The sequence below is a fragment of the Pantoea sp. EEL5 genome (assembly GCF_049892805.1).
Lineage (GTDB): Bacteria > Pseudomonadota > Gammaproteobacteria > Enterobacterales > Enterobacteriaceae > Pantoea > Pantoea ananatis.
Map to the genome: position 1 here is coordinate 1,489,683 of NZ_JBNDNJ010000001.1, position 25,309 is coordinate 1,514,991.

A 25,309-nucleotide genomic window follows, 5' to 3' on the forward strand; every position below is an offset into this window, starting at 1 on the left:
CTGCTTTATTCCCGTAAACCGTGCCGTTTGCACCATGGCTATACTCAGGGATTCAGGCTTGTTTACTAAAAAAAGTTTAACTTCCTCAGGAGAGCACAATGGCCGTTACTAATGTCGCTGAACTCAATGCACTGGTTGAACGTGTAAAAAAAGCCCAGCAAGAATTCGCCAATTTTTCTCAACAACAGGTCGATGCCATCTTCCGCGCAGCCGCACTGGCCGCCGCGGATGCCCGAATTCCACTCGCTAAAATGGCGGTGGCAGAATCGGGCATGGGCATTGTTGAAGACAAAGTCATTAAAAATCACTTCGCTTCTGAATACATCTACAACGCCTATAAGGATGAGAAAACCTGCGGCGTACTGGACACCGATGATACGTTTGGCACCATCACAATCGCTGAACCCATCGGCCTGATTTGCGGTATCGTCCCCACCACTAACCCTACCTCCACCGCGATTTTCAAGGCACTTATCAGCCTTAAAACCCGCAACGGGATTATCTTCTCCCCCCATCCTCGAGCCAAAGATGCGACGAACAAAGCGGCGGATATTGTCCTGCAGGCAGCGATTGCCGCTGGCGCGCCCAAAGACATTATAGGCTGGATTGATGCACCTTCTGTGGAACTGTCCAATCAGTTGATGCACCATCCTGATATTAACCTGATTCTGGCGACGGGTGGCCCCGGCATGGTCAAAGCCGCCTACAGCTCAGGTAAGCCGGCGATTGGCGTGGGGGCCGGTAACACGCCCGTTGTCATCGATGAAACAGCTGATGTTAAACGCGCCGTTGCCTCCATCCTGATGTCAAAAACGTTTGATAACGGTGTGATCTGTGCCTCTGAACAGTCGGTTATCGTGGTAGATGCCGTCTACGACGCCGTGCGCGAGCGCTTCGCCAGCCATGGTGGCTATCTGCTTCAGGGACAGGAGCTGAGTGCGGTACAAAATATCATTCTAAAAAACGGTGGGCTTAACGCCGCCATTGTGGGCCAGCCTGCGGTGAAGATTGCGGAGATGGCCGGCATCAGCGTACCTGGTGAAACCAAAATCCTGATTGGCGAAGTTGAACGGGTCGATGAATCAGAGCCTTTCGCTCATGAAAAACTGTCGCCGACACTGGCGATGTACCGTGCTAAAGATTATCAGGATGCCGTCAGCAAAGCGGAGAAACTGGTGGCGATGGGCGGTATTGGTCATACGTCATGCCTGTATACCGACCAGGACAATCAGACAGCGCGCGTGCACTATTTTGGCGACAAGATGAAAACAGCCCGCATTCTGATCAACACGCCAGCTTCTCAGGGCGGTATTGGTGATTTATATAACTTCAAACTCGCCCCTTCTCTGACACTGGGTTGTGGTTCCTGGGGCGGTAACTCCATTTCTGAAAACGTGGGGCCCAAACATCTCATCAACAAGAAAACCGTCGCTAAGCGAGCTGAAAATATGTTGTGGCATAAACTTCCGAAGTCCATTTACTTCCGTCGCGGCTCTTTACCCATTGCGCTTGAAGAGATCGCCACTGACGGTGCCAAACGCGCGTTTGTGGTGACTGACCGCTTCCTGTTTAACAACGGTTATGCCGATCAGGTCACCCGCGTTTTAAAATCTCACGGCATCGAAACCGAAGTTTTCTTTGAGGTTGAAGCGGATCCCACCTTAAGCATCGTGCGTAAAGGTGCAGAACAGATGAACAGCTTTAAGCCAGACGTGATCATCGCCCTGGGCGGCGGTTCGCCGATGGATGCAGCCAAAATCATGTGGGTCATGTATGAGCATCCAGAAACCCATTTTGAAGAGCTGGCACTGCGGTTTATGGATATTCGCAAACGTATCTATAAGTTCCCTAAAATGGGCGTGAAAGCGCGCATGGTGGCCATTACGACAACCTCAGGCACAGGTTCAGAAGTGACGCCTTTTGCCGTGGTAACGGATGACGCGACCGGACAGAAATACCCGCTGGCCGATTATGCGCTGACGCCGGATATGGCTATCGTTGATGCCAACCTGGTCATGGATATGCCACGTTCACTTTGTGCTTTCGGCGGTCTGGATGCGGTGACGCACGCGCTGGAAGCCTATGTGTCGGTCCTGGCCAATGAATACTCCGATGGTCAGGCCCTGCAGGCGCTTAAGCTGCTTAAAGAGAACTTACCGGCGAGCTATGCAGAAGGTGCAAAAAATCCGGTTGCCCGTGAACGTGTACATAATGCCGCCACCATCGCCGGTATCGCCTTTGCGAACGCCTTCCTCGGGGTTTGTCACTCAATGGCGCATAAGCTTGGCTCTGAGTTCCATATTCCTCATGGACTGGCTAACTCGCTGCTGATTTCCAACGTTATTCGCTATAACGCCAATGACAACCCTACTAAGCAAACCGCATTCAGCCAGTACGATCGTCCCCAGGCGCGGCGTCGTTATGCTGAAATTGCGGATCATCTTGGTCTCACCGCGCCGGGCGACCGCACTGCCCAGAAAATTGAGAAGCTGCTGGTATGGCTGGATGAAATCAAAACGGAACTGGGTATTCCGGCCTCAATTCGTGAAGCCGGTGTGCAGGAGGCTGACTTCCTGGCGAAAGTCGATAAACTGGCGGATGATGCCTTTGATGACCAGTGTACTGGCGCGAATCCACGTTATCCGCTGATTGCCGAACTCAAACAGCTGATGCTGGACAGCTACTACGGACGCAAATTTGTCGAGCCGTTCGCCAGTGCCGCCGAGGCTGCCCAGGCTCAGCCTGTCAGTGACAGCAAAGCGGCGAAGAAAGCTAAAAAAGCCTAATCCGCTCCGCGCCCGATGAACGGGCTGCCGAAACCCCTTGTCTGGCCCGTGCCTCAAGGGGTTTTTTATGGCGGATTTATCGCTTTGATAAACACTGCTGCCTGGTGCATCAGCGTAGTGAAGAGAATATCGACCTGAGCCGGACGGGAAAAGGGATAAAGTCCGTGATCACATCGCCTTGCGCCCTTAACGAGCGCCATGGAAAAGCAGCCTGGCGCTGGTTGAGGGCTATTTAGTCCCCCACGGGGGTTTGCGCCCCATGGATGGCCTGCAAACAACCCTGCTCTATCGCCTTTTTATAATGCTTACGGCATACGGAGATATAACGTTCGTTGCCGCCGATGACGACCTGCTCCCCCTCTCTGAAAGGTTTACCGTCACTGTCCAGACGCAGCACCATGCCCGCTTTACGTCCACAATGACAGACCGTTTTCAGCTCTACCAGCTTATCCGCCCATGCCAGAAGATACTGGCTACCGGTGAAGAGTTCACCAAGAAAATCGGTACGCAGCCCGTAGCAGAGTACGGGAATATCCAGATTATCTACCACGTCAGACAAGGCCTTAACCTGCTCACGCGTCAGAAACTGGCTTTCGTCCACCAGTACACAGTGAACGGGTTGTCGCGCATGTTCCTGGGCAATTTCCACATCAAGCTGGCTGGCTGCATTATAAAGCACCGCAGGAGAAGATAATCCAATACGCGAGCTCACCTTGCCTGCGCCGAAGCGATTGTCGATCTCAGCGGTATAGACGAGCGTGCGCATCCCGCGTTCCTGATAATTGTAGGATGACTGCAATAATGCGGTTGATTTACCGGCGTTCATTGCCGAATAGTAGAAATAGAGTTGAGCCATTTGCGCCGATTCTCGGATACGATGAAAAAACAGGGCCGATTTTATCATATCTACAGGTTGCTGCTGGGGGGATTTTCACCTTATGCTGTTCAGATTAGCATCACTCATTGATGATGCAGCGGTTAATATGATGCGGCATTGGGTCTTCAAGTCAGGATAAATATTAAAGCACATGTGTGATTAAACATTATTTTTATACCGATAATGTATCAGCGCATTTTCAGCTAAGATCTTAATCTTTTCATTGATTCAACCCACCTGACATCACACTTCATCGGGGTGAATTAATAATTTATTAAATTCCTCGCTTACTCTTTTTAAGCTAAAAATTAATTTAATGTTGAACTTATTTTTCTCCACCACTACTATTAGCGGGCAGAACAACTCTCCTATTAATTATTCAGAGATCAGGACAATGAGCGAAGCACTTAAAAATCTTAATAATATCCGCACGCTGCGTGCCCAGGCCAGAGAGTGTTCTTTGGAAACGCTGGAAGAAATGCTGGAAAAACTGGACGTCGTGGTAAATGAACGTCGCGACGAAGAGTCAAACTCTAAAGCTGAAAACGAAGAGCGTGCGCGTAAACTTGAGCAATATCGCGAGATGCTGTTAGCGGATGGTATCGATCCCAACGAATTATTCAATACCCTGTCAGAATCAAAAACGGCTGGCAAAGCCAAACGTGCTGCCCGCCCGGCTAAATATCAGTTTGTAGATGAAAATGGCGAAACCAAAACCTGGACGGGTCAGGGCCGTACGCCAGCAGCAATCAAGAAAGCCATGGAAGAACAAGGTAAGCAGTTAGACGACTTCCTGCTGTAATGCATAGCCTGTTTCGCTTATTGTTGGCTTTACTTTAGTTTTACGATTATCCGCACCAGAAAAAAAAGGAAGCGATCGCTTCCTTTTTTTATTTTCAGATTGAATAGAAATTTCGATACCAGTCTACAAAGCGCCTTACGCCTTCATCAACACCGGTTTGGGGTTTAAATCCAATGGTATTAAATAATGCGGTTGTGTCCGCGCTGGTTGCCAGCACGTCCCCCGGTTGCATGGGCATCAGATTTTTATTTGCCTTCACACCCAACGCTTTCTCAATCGCTTCAATATAGTGAATCAGGCTCACCGGCTGGCTATTGCCAAGGTTATATATGCGATAAGGGGCAGAGCTTGACGCGGCAGAACCCGTTTCCACGGTCCAGTCTGCGTCCGCCTGCGGGATAACATCCTGCAAGCGAATAACCGCCTCTGCAACATCATCGATATAAGTAAAGTCGCGCTTCATTTGCCCCTGGTTATAAACATCTATCGCCTCGCCTGCAAGCATTGCGCGGGTGAATTTAAACAACGCCATGTCCGGACGTCCCCACGGGCCATAGACCGTGAAAAAACGTAAGCCAGTGGTAGGCAATTGATAGAGATGTGAATAGGTATGCGACATCAGCTCATTGGCTTTTTTCGTCGCGGCATACAATGACACGGGATGATCGACGCTGTCTTCTGTTGAAAATGGCATCTTGTTATTCAGGCCATAAACCGAACTGGATGAAGCATAAAGCAGATGCTCGATTTTATGGTGGCGGCAGCCTTCAAGAATATTCAGGTGCCCAATGACGTTTGCATCGGCATACGCATGGGGGTTTTCGAGTGAGTAACGCACCCCTGCCTGAGCGGCCAGATGAATAACGCGCTGAAAATTGTGCTGTTCAAAAAGTGTGGCAATAGCCTGACGATCGGCCAAATTGGCTTTAATAAAGGTAAAGGATGGATTGTCACCGATGATATCAAGGCGAGCTTGTTTAAGGTTTACATCATAGTAGTCATTCAGGTTGTCAAGACCGACAACCTGGTGACCGGCGGCCAGCAGGCGTTGACTGACATGAAAGCCAATAAAGCCTGCTGCGCCGGTTACCAGAAAATTCATAAATCCCTCGTTAATCACACAGCCTGGATAGATGCTCCGCGGCCGATTGCATAATAAACGAAGCCGCGTTTGCTGATACGCTCTGGATCATACAGGTTACGTCCATCAAAAATCACGGGTTCTTTCAGTGCGCTCTTAATCACGTCAAAGTCAGGTGCACGGAAATTTTGCCATTCCGTACAAATCACCAGGCCGTCTGCACCGTGCAGCGCCGCTTCTTTGGTTCCCATCAGCTTCAGATCGTCGCGATGACCATAGATGCGCTGCGCTTCGTCCATGGCTTCCGGATCGAACGCCTGAACAGAGGCACCCGCTTCCCATAACGTTTCCATCAACACGCGACTGGATGCTTCGCGCATATCATCTGTGTTGGGCTTGAATGACAGGCCCCACAGCGCAAACGTTTTACCTTTCAGATCGTCACCGAAGTGGCGTTTAATGAAGGTGGGCAGCTTTGTCTTTTGGCTGTCGTTGACGTCTTCCACCGCCTTCAACAGGCGCGGTGTATAACCAATAGACTCCGCTGTGCGGATCAGCGCCTGAACGTCTTTCGGGAAGCAGGAACCGCCATAGCCGCAGCCTGGGTAGATAAAGTGATAGCCGATACGTGAGTCAGAACCAATCCCCTGGCGCACTTTTTCGATATCCGCACCTAAACGTTCTGCGAGATTGGAAATTTCGTTCATAAAGCTGATTTTCGTCGCCAGCATGCAGTTAGCGGCGTACTTCGTCAGTTCTGCACTGCGAATATCCATCAAAATCATACGATCGTGGTTACGGTTGAATGGCTCATACAGCTCACGCAACAGCTCCACCACGTCATCATTGTCGGTGCCGACAACGATACGCTCAGGGCGCATACAGTCGTTAACGGCCGCGCCTTCTTTCAGGAACTCTGGGTTGGATACCACATCAAAGCTGATGTTGGCATCGCGCGCCTGCAGCGTTTCTGTCATGACAGCACGGACTCTGTCAGCCGTTCCGACCGGTACCGTTGACTTATCAATCACGACTTTGTGATCGGTCATGTGCTGAGCAATGGTACGCGCTACGGCAGTAACATATTTCAGATCGGCCGAGCCGTCCTCATCAGGCGGCGTGCCGACGGCGATAAACTGCATTACACCGTGGTTCACGCCCTGAGCAGCATCAGTGCTGAACTTCAGGCGACCCGATTCGTAATTCGACATAACCAGCGGCGTCAGACCCGGCTCAAAAATTGGGATCTTGCCTTTTTTAAGGTTCTCGACCTTGTTTTCATCCACATCAATGCAGAGAACGTCATGTCCGACTTCGGCCAACACCGCAGCCTGAACCAGACCGACATAGCCGATACCAAATACAGTGACTTTCATTGAGCTATCCTGTGTTTAAAATTACTTTTTATCGCTAACAGTATTGTTGAGCCATTCAGTGAACTCTTTACCCAATACCGGATGGCGGACACCATATTCAACGAAAGCCTGCATATAACCCAGTTTATTACCACAGTCGTGGCTTACCCCTTTCAGGTGATAGGCTTCGACGGTTTCTTTATCCATCAGCATGGCAATGGAGTCGGTGAGCTGAACTTCGCCACCGGCACCTGGAGGCGTTTTCGCCAGCAGTGGCCAGATATCCGCAGACAGAACGTAACGACCGACAACCGCAAGGTTGGATGGCGCTTCAGACGCTTTAGGTTTCTCAACAACCCCGACCATAGGCGCGCTGTCACCAGGATTCAGTTCTGCACCCTGACAATCGACAACACCGTATGCCGTCACATCGCTGACGGGCTCAACCATGATCTGACTACGGCCAGACTCTTCGTAACGGCTCAGCATTTCTGCCAGGTTATCTTTGGTTGGGTTAGATTCGTATTCGTCGATGATCACGTCAGGCAGGATGACCGCAACAGGTTCATCGCCGACCAGAGGATGTGCACACATGACCGCATGGCCCAGACCTTTCGCGATGCCCTGACGGACCTGCATGATGGTCACGTGAGGAGGACAGATGGACTGAATTTCGTCCAGCAGCTGGCGCTTGACGCGTTTTTCCAGCATAGACTCCAGTTCAAAACTGGTATCAAAATGGTTCTCAATGGCGTTTTTAGAGGAGTGAGTAACCAGCACAATCTCATTAATACCCGCAGCAATACACTCGTTAACGACATACTGAATTAACGGCTTATCAACCAGCGGCAACATTTCTTTTGGAATCGCTTTGGTAGCAGGCAACATACGTGTACCCAAACCCGCTACTGGAATTACCGCTTTTTTTACTTTGGTCTTATAGGCAGACATCAAAATACCTCTCTTATAGGCCGTTCAAGTTTTAATGCTTGATATGTCGGTTTAAATTCGGAAATGAGTATATCAGTTAGTCGTGAACGGATTTATCCTGGAAGACCGCTATCCGTAGAATTTAAGACTATTACCCAAGTGTAAAGCTAACTTCTGGCCCTGTCTCCCATCAGATAATAAACTATCCATTCGGGTTTACTGGTCAGACGATAACATCAGTCGTATGCGGCCTCCGGCCCCCCAAATATGGCATTGCCAGTCATCAGCGCGCTGGCTTATTTGGTTAGTATGTGTACTGCCCATAGTGCCAAGTGGCACACCGTTACTGAGTTGTATTTGATGGGCCTGAACGTGCAGCGTTGCATTTAATCCGGCTGAAACCAGTACCAGATTTTTTAATCCGCGGTGATAGTAGCCCACCAGCAACGGGAACTGACCGGTCAGATTTGCCTGGCGCAGCAGCAAATTAACCTGTCTGAGCAGACTGCTCAGCTCAGGTAAGCGTTGTTTTTGGCCAGATAACTGTTCCTGAAGGAGTCCGTTAAATAAGGCGCGCAAAAGCAAGGCGGCCAGTACGCCGTTGTCGCCAGCGCGAGTAACGTCAAGACAATAAAAGGCGAGATCTTTGTCTGAAAGCGCCGCGATATCCAGCACCAGACCCGGCTGCTCGGCCATCGTCAGTTGCCGATAGTTGATCCGACAATTAGCAATGCGTTGTTGTACGGGTGGCTGAAGTTCTTTAAGGAGTTTTGCCGCCGCAGAGGGATCGCGAACCAGAGCGTCCCAGTCCTGAAACAGCTGCTCGTCTTCCTCCACCTTTGAGGTAAACATGGAGGGATAGAGGCATTCGTAAACCGCTTCACGAAAACGCTCAAAGTTTTTTAGCGGCTTAAGCAGCACATCCTGTACGCCAAGACGCAAAACCTGAGCAATATCGGACATATTTTCTGTGGCGGAAATAATCAAAATCGGGACGCTGTTACCGCGGCTGCGCACATGTTCAACGAATTCGATACCGCTCATGCGCGGCATCTCAAGATCACAAATCACCAGCTCCACGGCATGCTGCTTCAGTTGCTCAATAGCCTCGAGGCCATCTTCTGCCTCAACTGTGACAGCCCCCATTGATGACAGAAATTGGTTTAAAAGCGAACGGAAAACGGCCTCATCTTCGACAATGAGTATCTTTTTGCCGATCAGTGGTTTTTCCATTCCATCCCCCTGCGTACCCGATAATTCAATAGTGGTTCATAAAACGCAGTTGCGCCTTTCAGAATAGACCGAAGTAACATCTGTGCGTGAACAACCAGATTATCTTCTACGGACCAGCGGTAATAATTCATCCATTTGTTTCTCAACGGCAACCTTCCCAGCCGCAATAGCTTCTTCTGCACGATGAAAATCCAACGTGGATATTTGTGGACAAAACGGCTGGATGAGCACATCGGGCGGATCGCCTGCCATCCTGTTTCGCTTCAGGCGATTTTCCAGGACCTGAATGGATGTTGCCATGATCTCCATCGCGCCCGGCACTTGTGATGCCCGTCGCTGGGTAAAACTGACCAGCCTCTGGCGCAGCTTTCCGCGCCAGTCAAGATTCAGTGCGACAGCCGCGGCATGTTCTTCAGAACTTTGCGGCGTCAGCACCATTGAATCAGGCTGCATCAGGTGCGCATCGTGTTGAAGATCGACGGCAATAACCACATCAGCGCCCAGTGCGCGCGTTAGCGAAACCGGCACCGGATTCACCACGGCACCGTCTACCAGCCAATATCCATTGTAGCCGACCGGTGGTAATAAACCTGGCATACTGCAGGAAGCGCGAACCGCCTGATGCAATTCTCCCTCAGTGAGCCATAATTCACGCCCGGTGCTCAGGTTGGTCGCCACTACGCCAAAGGGCTTATGGCATGACTCAAGCGCATCATTCGTGATGAGCTGGCGGACATGGTTAAATACGCGTTCACCGCGCAGGAGTCCGCCGCGCTGCCAGGAGAGATCCATCAGGCGGATCACATCCCAGTAGCTAAAAGCGCTGACCCATTTTTTCATGTGGGGCAACCGGTGATTGACATAAGCCGCACCGACCAGGGCACCGATTGAACACCCGGCGACTACATCAATTTCAATGCCTGCGCTTTCCAACGCTTCGATGACGCCGATATGCGCCCATCCTTTGGCGGCACCGGAACCCAGAGCCAATCCAATCTTTTGCTTTCTCATCTTGCTCGGTTCCTGGCGTCAATACGTAGCGTCATAAGCATGGGTCAGATAAAGTAAACGATATCATCAACAACGACTGTGATTAACAGGAGAAAGTGTGTCCGAATCTTGCCCTTGCTGTAGCGGCAAGCAGTATAGCCTATGTTGTCAGCCCTTTGTTAAAGGAGCAGAAATTCCCTTATCAGCTGAACAACTTATGCGCTCTCGCTACTGCGCTTATGTCAAACATGACGTCAACTACCTGGTGTCTACCTGGCATCCTACCCGGCGCGATCCGGCACTTGCGGGACTGTTGTCTGAAAGTTTTGCTGGTACTGAATGGCTGAGCCTGAACATCACGCAGCGTGAACCGGGGCGCGATGATGACGAATCGTTTGTGACTTTTTTCGCCCGTTATCGTGAAAACGGCGCCGATCGGGCAATGTACGAACGTTCACGCTTTCTTCGCGAGGATCAACGCTGGTACTATGTAGACGGAGTGACGCCCGCTATTGGGCGTAACGATCGCTGTCCTTGTGGCGCCGATAAAAAATACAAAAAATGTTGCGGCTAAGGCAGTTGCCTGCGTAACGGTTTTACCCTTAATGCTTTGACAGGACTCTGATTGAGATGCAAGCGCAAACCATGCAAAGAAAAGTTTTACGAACCATTTGTCCCGATGCAAAAGGTCTGATCGCCAAAATCACCAATATTTGTTACAAGCACGAACTGAATATCGTGCAAAACAATGAGTTTGTTGACCATCGCACCGGGCGTTTTTTTATGCGCACAGAGCTGGAGGGGATTTTTAACGACACCACCCTGCTGGCCGATCTCGATAGTGCCCTTCCGCAAGGTTCCGTGCGTGAACTGCATAGCGCAGGCCGTCGCCGTGTTGTTATTCTCATTACCAAAGAAGCACACTGCCTTGGCGACCTGCTGATGAAGAGTGCGTTTGGCGGCCTCGATATGGAAATCGCCGCCGTTATAGGTAATCACGACACGTTGCGTTCGCTGGTAGAGCGTTTCGATATTCCGTTTGTTCTGGTCAGCCACGAAGGCTTGTCGCGCGAAGAGCATGACAACCGCATGGCGGACGAGATTGATCGTTATCAGCCCGATTATGTGGTGCTTGCCAAATACATGCGCGTGCTGACGCCGGGCTTTGTGCAGCGCTACCCAAATCAGATTATTAACATTCACCACTCTTTCCTGCCGGCCTTTATCGGCGCACGGCCTTACCATCAGGCTTACGAACGTGGTGTGAAAATCATTGGTGCAACGGCACACTACGTTAACGATAACCTTGATGAAGGTCCGATCATCATGCAGGACGTGATTAATGTCGATCACAGTTACACCGCCGAAGAGATGATGCGGGCCGGACGCGACGTCGAAAAAAACGTGCTGAGCCGCGCGCTGGATAAAGTATTGGGCCAGCGTGTTTTTGTTTATGGTAACCGCACGATTATTCTTTAAGCGTAAACGGCGCTGGATTGGCTGACATTCCAGCGCTACGGGCAAAAAGTGGGCAAACGATTCACCTTTTGCCAGTCGTCGCTTTACAGTCATGGCGCATTTGGTATGATGCGCCCCGCTTCAGAGCACAACAATTCAGTCCCTGGTGGGATTCCCGAGCGGCCAAAGGGAGCAGACTGTAAATCTGCCGTCACAGACTTCGAAGGTTCGAATCCTTCTCCCACCACCATCTGAACCTGCTGCCTGAACACACATATCATCCCCGGTGGGATTCCCGAGCGGCCAAAGGGAGCAGACTGTAAATCTGCCGTCACAGACTTCGAAGGTTCGAATCCTTCTCCCACCACCATCTCGTATATTGCACGCCCTCCCAAATAAAGACATTTATTACCATCTTCTTCGGGGAGAGGGATGAGAACCTTCGACTAAGGTTCGAGTCGAGCATCGCGAGACAACGCGCGTCAGCGCGGCCCGCAGGGTGAGGCGCAACGCGCCGAATAATCCTTCTCCCACCACCATCACGTATATTGCACTCCCTCCCAAATAAAGACATTTATTACCATCTTCTTCGGGGAGAGGGATGAGAACCTTCGACTAAGGTTCGGGTCGAGCATCGCGAGACAACGCGCATCAGCGCGGCCCGCAGGGTGAGGCGCAACGCGCCGAATAATCCTTCTCCCACCACCATCTCGTATATTGCACTCCCTCCCAAATAAAGACATGTATTACCATCTTCTTCGGGGAGAGGGATGAGAACCTTCGACTAAGGTTCGAGTCGAGCATCGCGAGACAACGCGCGTCAGCGCGGCCCGCAGGGTGAGGCGCAACGCGCCGAATAATCCTTCTCCCACCACCATCTTAAATATTCTCCTGATCTGCCCAAGATAATCTCAATCACCATATTCTTCGGGGAGAGGGATGAGAACCTTCGACTAAGGTTCGAGTCGGGCAACGCGCGTCAGCGCGGCCCGCAGGGTGAAATCATCCTCTTGAACCCGCTTCCCGCTTTCTGACTGAGCCTGTCCACCACTCGCTGAAATTGCCCTGCTCTGCCATGACTTTTCCTGTAAAAATCGCTACCATCCTGCCTATCATTCGCTGAAGGTCATCTCATGAAATTTATTTCATTCAACATTAACGGCTTGCGGGCTCGCCCTCACCAACTTGAAGCGCTGGTAGAAAAACATCAGCCGGACGTCATCGGACTGCAGGAGACCAAAGTTCATGACGATATGTTCCCCTTAGAAGACGTGGCTAAGCTGGGCTACAACGTGTTTTACCATGGTCAAAAAGGGCACTACGGCGTGGCGCTGCTGACAAAAGTCCAGCCGGTATCCGTGCGACGCGGCTTCCCGGGCGATGACGACGATGCTCAGCGTCGGTTAATCATGGCGGAGATCCCCAGCCCGATTGGCGATATTACGGTAATTAACGGCTATTTCCCCCAAGGCGAGAGCCGTGACCATCCGACAAAATTTCCGGCGAAAGAGAAGTTTTATCGCGATTTGCAAAGCTACCTGAGCGACAGCCTGGCGGCCGATAAGCCGGTGCTGATCATGGGTGATATGAATATCAGCAGCACCGATCTCGATATCGGTATTGGAGAAGACAGTCGCAAGCGCTGGTTGCGTACCGGTAAATGCTCTTTCCTGCCGGAAGAACGTGAATGGATGGATCGCCTGCTCAGCTGGGGCCTTGTTGATACCTGGCGGGCACAAAACCCTGAGATTAACGATCGCTTTTCGTGGTTCGACTACCGTTCAAAAGGCTTTGATGACAATCGCGGTCTGCGTATCGATTTGCTGCTGGCCAGCACCGGGCTGGCCTCACACTGTATTGAAACAGGCATCGATTACGAGATTCGCGGTATGGAAAAACCGTCCGATCATGCGCCGGTCTGGTCAACCTTCCACTTCTGACAGGATCCTGACGCGTGGTGAAATGCCACGCGTCCTTATTTCACTATTTTCCAAATCAGATTATTGGTTCCCAACGACTTCTCATCGCGCGCGCACTGTAGCAGGACACCTTCCGATTTCACCACAGCGCCTTCTGTGTAATTTCGGTTTTCAAAAATACAGCACTGCAGACAGTTTTGCTGACGGTTTTGCCCCTGCGTCCAGACTTCCGGTGGCATATCCACGATCACATCGGTATTGGTGCCACCTGCCGCGCCCTGCTGATGATAGTTAGCATGCGCGGGGCTGCAGGCAGCCATTGCAACCAGAATTAGCCAGGCTGATTTACTCATTATTCAGTTTCCTTCGTTTTACGCCCTGCTTTACGCGGTGGACGTTTTTGGCCGGTGGACGGTAAACCACGAAACGCCTGTCCCGAGGGCTGCTGTCGCGCCTGCTGAATAAGCCCGCTCAGCGTCTGCACCAGGGGTTGCATAAATTCATCATAGCGACAGGCCTTTTCACTGATACGCGTCAGGGTTGATTCCCATTGCGCCGTCATGTCCGGCCTGGCGGCGAGATCCGGTAGCGAGTGGATCAGCGCTTTGCCTGCATCAGTAGAATGAATATAGCGCCCTTTCTTATGCAAAAACGAACGACGGAACAGTAATTCAATAATGCCTGCGCGCGTGGCTTCCGTTCCTAAACCATCGGTCGCACGCAGCACTTTCTTTAATTCTTTATCCTGCACAAAGCGCGCAATGCCGGTCATGGCCGAGAGTAAGGTCGCGTCGGTAAAATGGCGTGGCGGTTGTGTCTGTTTCGCCAGCACCTCACCCCGCTCGCACAGCAGCTCATCGTCTTTCGCTACAACAGGCAGCGGCATGCCATCGTTTTCTTCATCGCGCTCTTTGCCACCCAACAGCGCACGCCAGCCCGCCTCCGCCAGAAAGCGCGCTTTAGCCACAAATTTACCGCCCGCGATATCCAGATCGATGGTGCATTTGCGGAACACGGCATCCGGACAAAATTGCATCAAATACTGACGCGCAACCAGTCCATAAATCTGCTGTTCGTTTTCATTAAGTTTCACTGCGCTGGCGCGCGCGGTAGGAATAATGGCGTGGTGCGCATCCACTTTTTTGTCATCCCAACAGCGATTTTTTCGATCTGCATCAAAGTCTGCTGGTGGAGTAAGACCGGGTTGATGGGACTGGATCGCATTGAGCACCGCATGACGGCCGGCAAAATGCTCATCGGGTAAGTAGCGACTATCAGAACGTGGATAGGTGATCAGCTTGTGGGTTTCATATAACCGCTGGCAGATGTCCAGCACCGCCTGTGCACTCAAACCAAAGCGCTTTGCCGCCTCGATTTGCAGGCTGGAGAGTGAAAACGGCAACGGCGCAATGTCGTTTTCTCGCTTGTCACTGTAGGCGGTAACGATAGCGGGCTGACCGCTGATGCGCGCCACCACATGTTCCGCCAGTGAGCGTTTCAGCAGGCGACCTTCTTCATCCTGCCAGGGTTCACAGGCTTCACTGGGGATCCAGTTCGCGGTAAACCGGCTCTCATCCGGCGTGACGATGTGCGCTTTCACTTCAAAGTAATCCTTCGGGACGAAATTCGCGATCTCTTCATCCCGTCGCACCACCAGCCCCAACACCGGCGTTTGTACGCGTCCAACGGACAACACGCCATCATAGCCCGCATTCCGGCCCAGCAGCGTCCAGGCGCGGGTCATATTAATACCGTAAAGCCAGTCGGCACGTGCTCGCGCCAGCGCGGACACGCAGAGGGGAATAAATTCGCGATTCTCACGCAGCCGGTTGATAGCCCGCTCCACAGCCTGTGGGTTGAGATCGTTAATCAGACAGCGCTGCACTTTACTGCGTTTCTCAGCGGGAAGCTGAAGGTAATCCAGCACTTCATCCACAAGCAGCTGGCCTTCCCTGTCCGGGTCGCCGGCGTGCACCACTTCATCGGCCTGGGCCAGTAAGCCTTCCACCACTTTGAGTTGTTTTGCCACCGAAGGACGCGGCTGCAAACGCCATTTTTCAGGAATAATCGGCAGATCGACCAGCGACCAGCGCGCATAGCGGCTGTCGTACACATCAGGCTGCGCCTGCTCCAGTAAATGCCCCACGCACCAGGTGACTATCTGGTCATTGCCGCAGGCGATAAAGCCCTCACCACGCCGGTGCGGTTTAGGCAGTACATCGGCAATGGCCCGTCCAAGGCTGGGTTTCTCTGCAATAAACAAACGCATTAAATCGGGTAATCCTTAACGTCAGCAAACAACAATGATGACAACGCACTACCGGTCAACAAACAGTCGGCAACATGATGCCTGCGCCTCAGTCCAAAGAACGGTTACATCATGCGCACAGGCTGGAAGAGAGTATGCGCTGCCAGATGAAGCAGCGCTATGGTAGCCTGGCGGCGCGCGGCTGATAAGCGCGCCGGGTTCAATGCTGAACTATTCGCACAATAACCGCGCAAACCCGCTCAGGGGCGATCAGAAATAGCGCACGAACGGCGCAGTGTCGGGATGTATCACGGTGGTGCTGGATTTCAGCTGGGGCGTGCCTAAATAGAGAAAGCCCACAATCGCGTCCTGCTCACGGCAGCCAAAGGCCTCGCGTACCTGGGGATCGTCAGTCCAGGCCCCACTTCGCCAGATACCATTAAACCCCTGTGCGACCGCGGCCATTTGCATAGCCATCACGGCACAGCTTGCAGATGCAATTTGCTCCCAGCGTGGCACCTTGTGGTTCAGTTCACAATGGGCCACAACCGTAATGATCATTGGGGCACGATACGGGGCCTGGCTGGCTTTATTGATGGCCTTATCATCCAGTTGATTGTCACGTGCCGCTTTTTCCAGAAGCTGGCTTAAGCGATCGCGTCCACTGTTTTCAACTATGATAAAGCGCCACGGTTGTAAGGTGCCGTGATCGGGCGCGCGCATGGCTGCGCGCAGAATGTTATCCAGCGCCTCGCCGCCGGGAGCCGGATCCGCCAGACGGGAAGCCGAACGGCGATTAACCAGTAATTCAAGTGCATCCATGTTTTTCTCCAGTGGGGTAAAAGCATGCGTAATCCTGGCACAGGTGGATTTTTTGTAACAGTCCAGGGTGATTTCCTGCTGACTTTTGTTTCGCCGCTCTTTAGGATGAGGTCGTCAACGGAGACCTGGACCGCTAAGCGGCGATTTCCGGTTATATTAATATGGAGAGTGTGATGCGCACATTGTGGCGAATAATTGCTGGCCTGTTCCGCGGGATCTGGCGAGTGCTGAACTTTATCAGGGAATTAATTCTTAATTTGTTCCTGATTTTTTTAATTGTCGTGTGTGTCGGGATCTGGCTTCAGGTCAGTGGTTCAGGCAGTCATTCTGCTCCCATACAGCAAGGTGCGTTAAAAGTTGACCTGACCGGTGTGCTGGTCGATAAGCCTTCCGTCAGTAATCGCCTGAGCAAAATTGGCCGTCAGCTGTTAGGCACCAGCAGCGACCGACTGCAGGAAAACTCCCTGTTTGACGTGGTCGATGCGATTCGTCAGGCAAAGGATGACAGTAATATCAAAGGCATGGTGCTGGACCTGCGTGACTTTGCCGGTGGCGATCAGCCCTCGCTGCAGTATGTGGGCAAAGCGCTGCGCGAATTCAGGGAAAGCGGTAAGCCGATTTATGCGTTGGGCGACAGCTACAGCCAGGCTCAGTACTACCTTGCAAGCTATGCAACAAAAATCTACCTCTCGCCTCAGGGTACGGTTGACCTGCATGGTTTCGCCACCAACGGGTTGTACTACAAAACGCTGCTTGAAAAGCTGAAAGTCAATTCACACGTCTTCCGTGTTGGAACCTATAAGTCTGCCGTTGAGCCTTTCCTGCGCGACGATATGTCACCTGCAGCGCGCGATGCGGATACCCGTTGGGTTGGCCAACTCTGGCAAAATTACCTGAACACCGTATCGGCTAACCGTCAGATTACGCCTGAGCAGCTGTTCCCTGGTGCAACGGCCATTATCGCCGGCCTGCAGGCCGTTAAAGGTGATACGGGTCAATACGCGCTGGATAACAAACTGGTCGACGTTCTGGGTTCACGGGCCGATGCCGATCAGATGTTAATCAAGACCTTTGGTTTCGATAAGCAGAGTAGCGATTATCGCAGCGTCAGTATTTATGACTACAACGTGAAACCGGACGCCACTCAGCAGAAAGGCAATATTGCCGTGATCATGGCCAGCGGCGCCATCATGGATGGCGATGAAACGCCGGGCAACGTCGGGGGCGATACCACGGCGGCGCAGATTCGTGATGCACGCCTGGATCCGAAAATCAAAGCGATCATTCTTCGGGTCAACAGCCCGGGCGGTAGCGTGACGGCCTCGGAGGCCATCCGTGCCGAACTGGCTGCAGCGAAAGCGGCCGGGAAACCGATAGTGGTCTCAATGGGCGGCATGGCGGCATCCGGTGGATACTGGATTTCAACGCCAGCCAGCTACATCATCGCCAGCCCGAGTACCCTGACGGGCTCTATTGGCATCTTCGGCGTAATTAATACCCTGGAGAACAGTCTGGCCAGTATTGGTGTGCACACGGACGGCGTGGCGACATCGCCTCTGGCGGACGTCGCCAGCACTAAGGCGCTGCCCCCCGAAGTTCAACAGCTTATGCAGTTGACCATCGAAAACGGCTATCACAACTTTGTTGGTCTGGTTGCCGCCTCGCGTCACAAAACGCCGGAGCAAATTGACGCCATCGCCCAGGGACATGTGTGGACCGGCAGTGATGCGAAAGCCAATGGCCTGGTCGATGCGCTGGGGGATTTTGATGACGCAGTGAAAAAAGCCGCTGAACTGGCGAAGGTTTCCCAGCCGCAGCTTGACTGGTACCAGGAAGATCCCGGCTTTATTGATTTGATGCTCAATCAAATGAATGCCTCCGTGCAGGCTGTTCTGCCTGACCCGATCAAAGCCTGGCTGCCTGCGCCGATGTTCGACGTAATGAGTGCAATGCGACGTCAGCCTGGCCTGTTCGACCATCTTAACGATCCACAAAACCGCTATGCCTTCTGCCTGACCTGCGGCGAAGTGCGATAAACCTCTCAGCCCGACCGCTGGTCGGGCTGCTTTTCCCTGCCATTGCCCTTATACTGCGCGTTTTACGGCAAGTCTGAGTACACCTATGCAAAAGAAAAACATTTACGTTGCCTATACGGGCGGTACTATCGGTATGCAACGTTCCGCTCAAGGTTATATTCCGGTTTCAGGTCACCTGCAGCAAGAGCTGGCAAAAATGCCGGAATTCCATCGCCCGGAAATGCCTGACTTTACGATTCACGAATATCAGCCCCTGATCGACTCGTCCGATATGACGCCTCAGGACTGGCAGTCAATTGCCGAAGATATCCGGCGTAATTACGATCGCTACGACGGTTTTGTGATTCTGCATGGTACAGATACCATGGCTTTTACCGCCTCTGCCCTGTCGTTTATGTTGGAGAACCTGGCCAAGCCTGTCATCGTAACCGGCTCGCAAATCCCCCTGGCAGAACTGCGCTCGGACGGTCAGCAAAACCTGCTAAATTCACTCTATGTCGCCGCTAACTATCCGGTTAATGAAGTGACGCTGTTTTTCAATAACACGCTCTATCGCGGTAACCGCACCACAAAAGCGCATGCTGACGGGTTTAATGCCTTTGCCTCACCCAACCTTTCTGCGCTGCTGGAAGCCGGCATCCACATTCGTCGTCTGAACACGCCACCCGCGCCACAGGGGAAAGGTGAACTCATCGTTCATACCATTACGCCACAGCCTATTGGCGTGGTTACCATTTACCCCGGCATTTCCGCCGATGTGGTGCGCAACTTCCTGCGCCAGCCGGTTAAAGCCCTTATTCTGCGCTCTTATGGCGTGGGTAATGCGCCGCAGAACGCTGAGTTTCTCTCTGAACTGCAGCAGGCCAGCGAGCGCGGCATTGTGGTCGTTAACCTGACGCAGTGTATTTCCGGCAAAGTTAACATGGGCGGCTACGCGACGGGCAATGCGCTGGAGCATGCAGGCGTGATCAGCGGTTTTGATCTGACGGTAGAAGCGGCCCTGACCAAACTTCACTATCTGTTAAGTCAGGATCTTTCAAGCGAGCAAATCCGTGCCAAAATGCAGCAAAACCTGCGTGGCGAACTGACAGAAGACTAAAACGGAGCAAACGGGAATGAAACGGGCACTGATCATTATCGATATTCAGAACGACTTCTGCCCCGGCGGCCCAATGGCCGTGAGAGAAGGCGATCACACCGTCGCGGTAGCAAATCGCTATGCCCGTGCCTTTCATGAGAAAGGCGAATGCGTAGTGGCCTTGCAGGACTGGCACCCGGCCAATCATGGCAGCTTTGCTTCTGTCTCGGGCGAGCCGGTTTATACCCTGGGTGAGCTCAACGGTTTGCCTCAAATCTGGTGGCCCGATCATGGTGTTCAGCATTCGGCGGGCGCTGATTTTCATCCTGGTCTCGATCGCAGCCTGTTTGATGCTGTTTTTCACAAGGGCCAGGATCAGGATGTCGACAGCTACAGCGCTTTTTTTGATAACGGCCATCGCCGTAAAACGGAGCTGGACAGCTGGTTGCGTGAACGCGGCATCAGCCATCTGGTTATGCTGGGGCTGGCAACGGATTACTGTGTGAAATACAGCGTTCTGGATGCACTGGAACTGGGCTATCAGGTGGACGTGGTCGCCGAAGGCTGCCGCGGGGTGAATTTGAATCCTGAAGACAGCGACATCGCACTGGCCCAGATGGCCGCCCAGGGTGCGGTCATTGTCTGACGTGCTCCGGGCTGGCAGCGTGCCAGCCCGTCATCCACGCTAAACGCTTCTGTCAGCACCCTGACAGAAGCACTTTATCAGACTTAATGCAGGTTGATACGCGTGACGTCTGGTTCGATACCAAACTCTTCTTTCAGCTGCCTTTTCGATTTGGTGACCATCTCACCGTCTTTTCCGATGGTCATATGCTGAGGTGCATCGTTATGACGTGCCTGCCACATCATCACCAGTTGCAGGCTGTTATCACGCTGCTGCTGGGTAAGCGCTACGCCGTCCGGCCATTTTCCGGTTTCCACGGCCACAACCAGACGCTCATAAATTTCAGGCGTCAGGGCTTCAAGCATGGCTTCAAGTTGCTGTTTCATGATTATCCTTGGGTCTCCTCACCTTGCTGATCTGTAAAGTTCAGCGAGGCAGAATTGACGCAGTAACGCTCGCCTGTCGGCTGGGGGCCATCCGGGAAAACATGCCCCAGGTGCGCATCACAGCTGCCACAGCGGATTTCGATGCGCTGCATACCATGGGAATTATCTTCCAGATAGCGAATGGCCTCATCGCTTACCGGCTGATAAAAACTCGGCCAGCCACAACCTGAATCGTACTTGGTATCAGACAAAAACAACGGCGCATTGCAGACCAGGCAGTGATAAATCCCTTCCTGCTTGTTATGCAGCAGGGCACCGCTGTAAGGCGGCTCCGTTCCTCGCTGTTGAGTCACATAGCGTTGCATCTCAGTCAGTTGGGCAATTTTTGCTTCGGGTGCGGTTTCTTTAGGCATTTGAGCAATTCCGGGATGTCATTCTGTAAAAATCGACTAGTATTCTAACAAACGATCAACATTAATCGGGTCTTTTTTTGTGCTCAACCCTTCAGTCAGTATCTCACAAGGTGGATTTGTGAACTCGATCACCTTTTCTCTGGTATATCCCTATATATTCGGCGAAGGATTCAACAGAGCACGCCGTTTACCGCTGAGCGCAAGCGGTTGCGGCCCCAATAATTCCTGTCTGGTGGATTGACCTGTCGCAACAATTGACACGATTCCGCTTGACGCCTGGTAAGGTTTTTGTAATTTTACAGCCAACCTTTTATTCACTAACAACTAGCTGGTGGAATATATGACTATCAAAGTAGGTATCAACGGTTTTGGCCGTATCGGTCGCATCGTTTTCCGTGCTGCTCAACAGCGCTCTGACATCGAAATCGTTGCTATCAACGACCTGCTGGACGCTGATTACATGGCGTACATGCTGAAGTACGACTCTACTCACGGCCGCTTCGACGGCACCGTTGAAGTACAGGACGGCGCTCTGGTTGTTAACGGTAAGAAAATCCGCGTTACTGCTGAGAGAGATCCGGCTAACCTGAAGTGGGATGAAGTCGGCGTTGACGTTGTTGCTGAAGCAACCGGTATCTTCCTGACCGACGAGACTGCACGTAAGCACATCACTGCGGGTGCTAAGAAAGTCGTTCTGACCGGTCCGTCTAAAGATGACACCCCAATGTTTGTTCGTGGTGCAAACTTCGACAAATACCAGGGTCAGGACATCGTGTCTAACGCCTCTTGTACCACTAACTGCCTGGCACCACTGGCTAAAGTGATCAATGACAAGTTCGGTATCGTGGAAGGTCTGATGACCACCGTTCACGCAACGACTGCAACGCAGAAAACCGTTGATGGCCCGTCTCACAAAGACTGGCGTGGCGGTCGTGGCGCGTCTCAGAACATCATCCCTTCTTCTACCGGTGCGGCCAAAGCCGTAGGTAAAGTGCTGCCAGAACTGAATGGCAAGCTGACAGGTATGGCGTTCCGCGTTCCGACGCCAAACGTTTCCGTTGTTGACCTGACCGTTCGTCTGGAAAAAGCCGCATCTTACAAAGAAATCTGTGCAGCCATCAAAGCAGCAGCAGAGGGCGAAATGAAAGACGTGCTGGGCTACGTTGAAGACGACGTGGTTTCTACCGACTTCAACGGCGAAGTGCTGACTTCAGTATTTGATGCGAAAGCGGGTATCGCGCTGAATGACAACTTCGTTAAACTGGTTTCCTGGTACGATAACGAGACCGGTTATTCAAACAAAGTTCTCGACCTGATTGCGCTGGTTTCTGCTAAATAAGGCAGCCAGACACTAGAGAATAAGGGTGACTTCGGTCACCCTTTTTTTGATCCCTTTCGTAAGGAGTCGGGCATGCAAGACAAACTTTTTTCTCTTCCCGTCATTAAACAGATTACGCCTTACCTGTCACAGCGTCAGGTGGGCGAACTTCCGGCTATCGTCGTCAGTCATCCCCGCGTGCGGGCCGCCATCACGTTACAGGGCGCGCATCTCATCGCCTGGCAGCCCAGCGGGGAGAAACCTGTCCTGTGGCTAAGTGACAAAAGCCCCTTCTCACCAGGCAAAGCGATTCGAGGCGGCATTCCCATTTGCTGGCCCTGGTTTGGCCCCGCAGGTGAACCCGCACACGGTTTTGCCCGTAACCAGTCGTGGACGCTTTCCGCCCATGACGAAAACGAAGATGGCGTTATCTTGACGCTGGTGCTGGAAAGTAATCCGCAAACCTTAAAGCTGTGGCCACATGAATTCACGTTAATCGCCCGTTTCCGCCTGGGGCAGCACTGTGAGATCGAACTGGAAGCCTATGGCGACTACACGTCCACCGCCGCCCTGCACAGCTACTTTAACGTGGCGGATATCAACGGCGTAGGGGTGTCGGGTCTGGGTGAGCACTATATCGACAAGGTTAACGACAATCAGCCAGGCACGGGCGACGGCAAACAGCGCTTTACCACCCGGGTTGACCGTATTTTCACCTCGGCCAATGACTGTTCGGTGATTAACGATCAGGCTGGAAAGCGCCAGATTGAAGTCTATCACCACCATCATAGTGACGTTGTCACGTGGAACCCCGGCGTCGAACTCTCCTGCAGTATGACGGACATGCCCAACGAAGGGTATAAAACCATGGTGTGCGTGGAAACGGCGCGAATCAGCAAGCCGTTACGCAGCGCGGGCGAAAAACCGGCCCGGCTGGCCACCACGATCCGTCTGAAAGGGAAAGTGAATTAACGCTTAATTCACACCACGTCCAGGGGCATTTTATGCCGCGGTGGCGGGAAAGCCTTGTCGATCAGGAAACACGCCTCATCACTCAGGGTGATATCCAGTGCCGCGGCATTTTCCCGGACGTGCTGAAGGGAACTGGCTTTAGGAATAGCCATCACGCCGGGAGCGCGGATTACCCACGCCAGAAGCAGCTGTGCAACCGTCACGCCTTTCTGCTGAGCCAAAGCGACCAGCGTGGGCTCAGAAAACAAATGGCTGCGCAGCCGCCCTGCCTGTGCCAACGGACAGTATGCCATGATCGGCACAGCACGCTGCTGACACTGCGGTAACAGGTCGTACTCAATACCGCGAGAGGCGAGATGGTAAAGGACCTGATTCGTCGCACATGCTTCGCCACCGGGTTCCGCCCAGAGCTCGTCCATGTCATCGCTGTCAAAATTTGAAACGCCCCAGTGAACAATCTTCCCCTGCTGCTGGAGCCTTTGCATGGCGCGAATCGTCTCTTCCAACGGGACGCTGCCGCGCCAGTGCAGCAGATAGAGATCAATACGGTCGGTTTGCAAACGGCGCAGGCTGGCTTCGCAGGCCGCTATCGCATCATCTTCACCGGCATTCCATGGGTAGACTTTCGATACCAGCAGCGCGCTATCGCGGCGCCCTTTTAATGCCTCGCCGACCACCTCTTCCGCTCTGCCATCGGCATACATTTCTGCCGTATCGATAATTTTCAGGCCTGCATCCAGACCCGCCTGAAGCGCTGTGACTTCCTGCTGACGGCGAGCGCTGTCCTCGCCCATGTACCAGGTTCCGAGGCCAATAGCCGGGATGCCCTGGTGACCCGCAACATCGAGACGTTGTGCCATTTGACTCTCCTGCACTGTTTTAGAGCAGACAAACGATCAGAGGGCAACGCCTGCCCTCTTAGGGTGCAAATCAGAAGCTGTAACTAACACCGGTCCAGATTGTGAACTGCCCACTTTTATCGACCATAGGGCTGTCTTTGATTTCACTGGCAAAACGCGTATAGCGACCGGACAGGTTGGCATTCCACTGCGGCGTAATACTGTAGCTGGCGTTCAGCTCAGCATAGGGCGACCAGCTGTCATCAGGATGGTAGCGGCTGATGCCGGTGCGATCGCTCTCATTGCCGGAAACACCATAGTAGTAGCGGTTTTGGTTCGCGCTGTTCCACATCGCCCCGATGCCCGGTGTCAGGGTAAAGTCACCGAAGTTGAAGCGGTAGAGATAGGTCAGGTCCCAGATGATCCCGTTGCTGTTGTTGAGCAGGTCGCCCAGCAGTGAGGTACGGATAATCCCCCAGTCTGCAGTATGTCGGTAGGTTGCCCCGCCCATCAGCGTCATACGGCGCTTATCCAGCCCTTTCATATCCCCCAGATCGTTATCACCGGGGTCATACTCCTGGGGCGAGCCGAGCAGGGTCAGAGACAGCTGATCCTGCGGGTCTTTCCACAGGTAATAGCCGCCCTGCAGCGTGTTAAACCAGAAGTTTTCTCCTTCATAATTGATGATGGGCACCGGCAAATAGCGGTCCTGCCCACCCCGGTAAGGCGACTGGGCATAAATCACTGATGCGCCAAGCGATAAAGGTGCGGCCTGTACTGAATGCCCCAGAAAATAACAAGGGATAAGCGCGATAAGCGTGTTAAGTTTGAATTGGTTCACAATTTATTCATTCCATAAATATAACAATCACTCATACAGTCTAACGCTTTTTACAGACTGAATTAACCTTATATGAAAATCATCTACCGCATTTATGGCGGAATGTGGCATAACCGGGTTGGAGGCATCACAAATTCGCCATTACCCTGTCAAAAAGGTTTCGCAACAAAATGATTTTGTTATTGATATGTGGCTCACTAATCAAAAATCTATGATGAAATTTTCTGAATGCCTTCTACAGTTAAACTTAATACCCGAGGTTTTGTTGCAAGAGTGTCGTCATAAATGTTGTGCATCCCG

At 52.4% G+C, this 25,309-nt stretch carries 23 protein-coding genes, 2 tRNA genes and 4 other RNA genes; 16 read left to right on the forward strand and 13 right to left on the reverse strand.

The annotated features are described in order from the left end of the window. Positions 1-98 precede the first annotated feature (98 nt). A complete protein-coding gene (gene adhE / locus ACPXSQ_RS07105; protein ID WP_015700205.1) occupies positions 99-2,786 on the forward strand; it encodes a bifunctional acetaldehyde-CoA/alcohol dehydrogenase in 2,688 nt (895 codons plus the stop codon). A gap of 232 nt (positions 2,787-3,018) precedes the next feature. Here adhE and tdk read toward each other — a convergent pair whose 3' ends face one another. Continuing rightward, a complete protein-coding gene (gene tdk / locus ACPXSQ_RS07110; RefSeq protein WP_028715226.1) occupies positions 3,019-3,642 on the reverse strand; it encodes a thymidine kinase in 624 nt (207 codons plus the stop codon). Positions 3,643-4,057: 415 nt separating this feature from the next. On the opposite strand from tdk, the gene hns reads away from it, so the two are divergent. Then, complete coding sequence (gene hns / locus ACPXSQ_RS07115) at positions 4,058-4,465, forward strand: histone-like nucleoid-structuring protein H-NS (RefSeq protein ID WP_014605719.1); 408 nt, start codon at positions 4,058-4,060, stop codon at positions 4,463-4,465. Between the two features lie 94 nt (positions 4,466-4,559). Here the strand turns inward: hns and ACPXSQ_RS07120 are convergent, their stop codons facing one another. The 5 genes from ACPXSQ_RS07120 to rssA form a co-directional block, all read right to left on the reverse strand. After that, complete coding sequence (locus ACPXSQ_RS07120; protein ID WP_014593826.1) at positions 4,560-5,567, reverse strand: NAD-dependent epimerase; 1,008 nt, start codon at positions 5,565-5,567, stop codon at positions 4,560-4,562. A 14-nt stretch (positions 5,568-5,581) separates the two neighbouring features. Further along, entirely contained in the window at positions 5,582-6,922 is a 1,341-nt protein-coding gene (locus tag ACPXSQ_RS07125) for a UDP-glucose dehydrogenase family protein (RefSeq protein WP_013025970.1), read from the reverse strand. A gap of 21 nt (positions 6,923-6,943) precedes the next feature. Beyond that, positions 6,944-7,852, reverse strand: coding sequence for a UTP--glucose-1-phosphate uridylyltransferase GalU (gene galU, locus ACPXSQ_RS07130; RefSeq protein WP_014593827.1), 909 nt, complete (start codon positions 7,850-7,852; stop codon positions 6,944-6,946). A 195-nt stretch (positions 7,853-8,047) separates the two neighbouring features. Continuing rightward, positions 8,048-9,064 carry a two-component system response regulator RssB gene (rssB, locus tag ACPXSQ_RS07135; protein WP_014605716.1) on the reverse strand — a complete coding sequence of 339 codons (1,017 nt, stop codon included), beginning with the start codon at positions 9,062-9,064 and terminating at the stop codon, positions 8,048-8,050. A gap of 99 nt (positions 9,065-9,163) precedes the next feature. Then, positions 9,164-10,075 carry a patatin-like phospholipase RssA gene (rssA, locus tag ACPXSQ_RS07140; protein WP_014593828.1) on the reverse strand — a complete coding sequence of 304 codons (912 nt, stop codon included), beginning with the start codon at positions 10,073-10,075 and terminating at the stop codon, positions 9,164-9,166. A gap of 97 nt (positions 10,076-10,172) precedes the next feature. Here rssA and ACPXSQ_RS07145 point away from each other — a divergent pair, with 97 nt between their 5' ends. The 9 genes from ACPXSQ_RS07145 to xthA all read left to right on the forward strand — a co-directional run bounded on the left by ACPXSQ_RS07145 (position 10,173) and on the right by xthA (position 13,452). Continuing rightward, positions 10,173-10,628: a YchJ family protein gene (locus ACPXSQ_RS07145; RefSeq protein WP_014593829.1), complete on the forward strand. Its 456-nt coding sequence runs from the start codon at positions 10,173-10,175 to the stop codon at positions 10,626-10,628. 56 nt (positions 10,629-10,684) lie between these two features. Beyond that, the gene (gene purU / locus ACPXSQ_RS07150; RefSeq protein ID WP_013025975.1) at positions 10,685-11,533 is read left to right on the forward strand and encodes a formyltetrahydrofolate deformylase; all 849 of its coding nucleotides are present in this window, start codon (positions 10,685-10,687) and stop codon (positions 11,531-11,533) included. Positions 11,534-11,677: 144 nt separating this feature from the next. Then, positions 11,678-11,762, forward strand: a tRNA-Tyr gene (locus ACPXSQ_RS07155). A 35-nt stretch (positions 11,763-11,797) separates the two neighbouring features. Continuing rightward, positions 11,798-11,882: transfer RNA gene (locus ACPXSQ_RS07160), tRNA-Tyr, on the forward strand. A 41-nt stretch (positions 11,883-11,923) separates the two neighbouring features. Continuing rightward, positions 11,924-12,051: non-coding RNA, RtT sRNA (locus ACPXSQ_RS07165), on the forward strand. A gap of 41 nt (positions 12,052-12,092) precedes the next feature. Beyond that, positions 12,093-12,220: non-coding RNA, RtT sRNA (locus ACPXSQ_RS07170), on the forward strand. 41 nt (positions 12,221-12,261) lie between these two features. Continuing rightward, positions 12,262-12,389, forward strand: a non-coding RNA gene (locus ACPXSQ_RS07175) — RtT sRNA. A gap of 41 nt (positions 12,390-12,430) precedes the next feature. Further along, positions 12,431-12,533: non-coding RNA, RtT sRNA (locus ACPXSQ_RS07180), on the forward strand. A 112-nt stretch (positions 12,534-12,645) separates the two neighbouring features. Next, positions 12,646-13,452 (forward strand): exodeoxyribonuclease III, encoded by an 807-nt coding sequence (xthA, locus tag ACPXSQ_RS07185; RefSeq protein ID WP_013025977.1) that lies wholly within the window; start codon positions 12,646-12,648, stop codon positions 13,450-13,452. Between the two features lie 35 nt (positions 13,453-13,487). Here the strand turns inward: xthA and ACPXSQ_RS07190 are convergent, their stop codons facing one another. The 3 genes from ACPXSQ_RS07190 to ACPXSQ_RS07200 all read right to left on the reverse strand — a co-directional run bounded on the left by ACPXSQ_RS07190 (position 13,488) and on the right by ACPXSQ_RS07200 (position 16,501). Further along, positions 13,488-13,784, reverse strand: a complete 297-nt coding sequence (locus ACPXSQ_RS07190; RefSeq protein ID WP_013025978.1) for a YnjH family protein — start codon at positions 13,782-13,784, stop codon at positions 13,488-13,490. Continuing rightward, positions 13,784-15,700 (reverse strand): DNA topoisomerase III, encoded by a 1,917-nt coding sequence (locus tag ACPXSQ_RS07195; protein WP_176017636.1) that lies wholly within the window; start codon positions 15,698-15,700, stop codon positions 13,784-13,786. Before ACPXSQ_RS07195 ends, ACPXSQ_RS07190 begins: the two co-directional genes overlap by 1 nt. 249 nt (positions 15,701-15,949) lie before the next feature. Next, positions 15,950-16,501 (reverse strand): NAD(P)H nitroreductase, encoded by a 552-nt coding sequence (locus ACPXSQ_RS07200; protein ID WP_112900350.1) that lies wholly within the window; start codon positions 16,499-16,501, stop codon positions 15,950-15,952. 173 nt (positions 16,502-16,674) lie between these two features. Here ACPXSQ_RS07200 and sppA point away from each other — a divergent pair, with 173 nt between their 5' ends. The 3 genes from sppA (at position 16,675) to pncA (ending at position 20,261) form a co-directional block, all read left to right on the forward strand. Next, positions 16,675-18,537, forward strand: a complete 1,863-nt coding sequence (gene sppA, locus ACPXSQ_RS07205) for a signal peptide peptidase SppA (protein WP_014605713.1) — start codon at positions 16,675-16,677, stop codon at positions 18,535-18,537. Between the two features lie 85 nt (positions 18,538-18,622). Beyond that, the gene (gene ansA, locus ACPXSQ_RS07210; RefSeq protein ID WP_013025982.1) at positions 18,623-19,636 is read left to right on the forward strand and encodes an asparaginase; all 1,014 of its coding nucleotides are present in this window, start codon (positions 18,623-18,625) and stop codon (positions 19,634-19,636) included. A gap of 16 nt (positions 19,637-19,652) precedes the next feature. Continuing rightward, positions 19,653-20,261, forward strand: a complete 609-nt coding sequence (gene pncA, locus ACPXSQ_RS07215) for a bifunctional nicotinamidase/pyrazinamidase (RefSeq protein WP_013025983.1) — start codon at positions 19,653-19,655, stop codon at positions 20,259-20,261. Between the two features lie 83 nt (positions 20,262-20,344). On the opposite strand, the gene ACPXSQ_RS07220 is transcribed toward pncA, so the two are convergent. After that, on the reverse strand, positions 20,345-20,626 hold the full coding sequence (locus ACPXSQ_RS07220; RefSeq protein WP_013025984.1) for a YeaC family protein: 282 nt from the start codon (positions 20,624-20,626) through the stop codon (positions 20,345-20,347). 2 nt (positions 20,627-20,628) lie between these two features. Beyond that, positions 20,629-21,039, reverse strand: coding sequence for a peptide-methionine (R)-S-oxide reductase MsrB (msrB, locus tag ACPXSQ_RS07225; RefSeq protein ID WP_013025986.1), 411 nt, complete (start codon positions 21,037-21,039; stop codon positions 20,629-20,631). Positions 21,040-21,379: 340 nt separating this feature from the next. On the opposite strand from msrB, the gene gapA reads away from it, so the two are divergent. Continuing rightward, entirely contained in the window at positions 21,380-22,378 is a 999-nt protein-coding gene (gene gapA, locus ACPXSQ_RS07230) for a glyceraldehyde-3-phosphate dehydrogenase (RefSeq protein WP_014593833.1), read from the forward strand. Between the two features lie 72 nt (positions 22,379-22,450). After that, on the forward strand, positions 22,451-23,329 hold the full coding sequence (locus ACPXSQ_RS07235) for a D-hexose-6-phosphate mutarotase (protein WP_426143256.1): 879 nt from the start codon (positions 22,451-22,453) through the stop codon (positions 23,327-23,329). An 8-nt stretch (positions 23,330-23,337) separates the two neighbouring features. Here ACPXSQ_RS07235 and ACPXSQ_RS07240 read toward each other — a convergent pair whose 3' ends face one another. Beyond that, entirely contained in the window at positions 23,338-24,189 is an 852-nt protein-coding gene (locus ACPXSQ_RS07240; protein ID WP_105080275.1) for an aldo/keto reductase, read from the reverse strand. A 70-nt stretch (positions 24,190-24,259) separates the two neighbouring features. After that, positions 24,260-25,009, reverse strand: a complete 750-nt coding sequence (locus ACPXSQ_RS07245) for a MipA/OmpV family protein (protein ID WP_013025990.1) — start codon at positions 25,007-25,009, stop codon at positions 24,260-24,262. Positions 25,010-25,309: the final 300 nt, after the last annotated feature.

Coding starts and splice junctions, on each gene's coding strand:
- xthA (WP_013025977.1), top strand. CDS start 12,646: ATGAAATTTATTTCATTCAACATTAACGGCTTGCGGGCTCGCCCTCAC.
- purU (WP_013025975.1), top strand. CDS start 10,685: ATGCAAGCGCAAACCATGCAAAGAAAAGTTTTACGAACCATTTGTCCC.
- sppA (WP_014605713.1), top strand. CDS start 16,675: ATGCGCACATTGTGGCGAATAATTGCTGGCCTGTTCCGCGGGATCTGG.
- ACPXSQ_RS07235 (WP_426143256.1), top strand. CDS start 22,451: ATGCAAGACAAACTTTTTTCTCTTCCCGTCATTAAACAGATTACGCCT.
- rssB (WP_014605716.1), bottom strand. CDS start 9,064: ATGGAAAAACCACTGATCGGCAAAAAGATACTCATTGTCGAAGATGAG.
- pncA (WP_013025983.1), top strand. CDS start 19,653: ATGAAACGGGCACTGATCATTATCGATATTCAGAACGACTTCTGCCCC.
- ansA (WP_013025982.1), top strand. CDS start 18,623: ATGCAAAAGAAAAACATTTACGTTGCCTATACGGGCGGTACTATCGGT.
- rssA (WP_014593828.1), bottom strand. CDS start 10,075: ATGAGAAAGCAAAAGATTGGATTGGCTCTGGGTTCCGGTGCCGCCAAA.
- ACPXSQ_RS07120 (WP_014593826.1), bottom strand. CDS start 5,567: ATGAATTTTCTGGTAACCGGCGCAGCAGGCTTTATTGGCTTTCATGTC.
- hns (WP_014605719.1), top strand. CDS start 4,058: ATGAGCGAAGCACTTAAAAATCTTAATAATATCCGCACGCTGCGTGCC.
- msrB (WP_013025986.1), bottom strand. CDS start 21,039: ATGCCTAAAGAAACCGCACCCGAAGCAAAAATTGCCCAACTGACTGAG.
- tdk (WP_028715226.1), bottom strand. CDS start 3,642: ATGGCTCAACTCTATTTCTACTATTCGGCAATGAACGCCGGTAAATCA.
- ACPXSQ_RS07200 (WP_112900350.1), bottom strand. CDS start 16,501: ATGGATGCACTTGAATTACTGGTTAATCGCCGTTCGGCTTCCCGTCTG.
- ACPXSQ_RS07190 (WP_013025978.1), bottom strand. CDS start 13,784: ATGAGTAAATCAGCCTGGCTAATTCTGGTTGCAATGGCTGCCTGCAGC.
- galU (WP_014593827.1), bottom strand. CDS start 7,852: ATGTCTGCCTATAAGACCAAAGTAAAAAAAGCGGTAATTCCAGTAGCG.
- gapA (WP_014593833.1), top strand. CDS start 21,380: ATGACTATCAAAGTAGGTATCAACGGTTTTGGCCGTATCGGTCGCATC.
- adhE (WP_015700205.1), top strand. CDS start 99: ATGGCCGTTACTAATGTCGCTGAACTCAATGCACTGGTTGAACGTGTA.
- ACPXSQ_RS07240 (WP_105080275.1), bottom strand. CDS start 24,189: ATGGCACAACGTCTCGATGTTGCGGGTCACCAGGGCATCCCGGCTATT.
- ACPXSQ_RS07220 (WP_013025984.1), bottom strand. CDS start 20,626: ATGAAACAGCAACTTGAAGCCATGCTTGAAGCCCTGACGCCTGAAATT.
- ACPXSQ_RS07125 (WP_013025970.1), bottom strand. CDS start 6,922: ATGAAAGTCACTGTATTTGGTATCGGCTATGTCGGTCTGGTTCAGGCT.
- ACPXSQ_RS07195 (WP_176017636.1), bottom strand. CDS start 15,700: ATGCGTTTGTTTATTGCAGAGAAACCCAGCCTTGGACGGGCCATTGCC.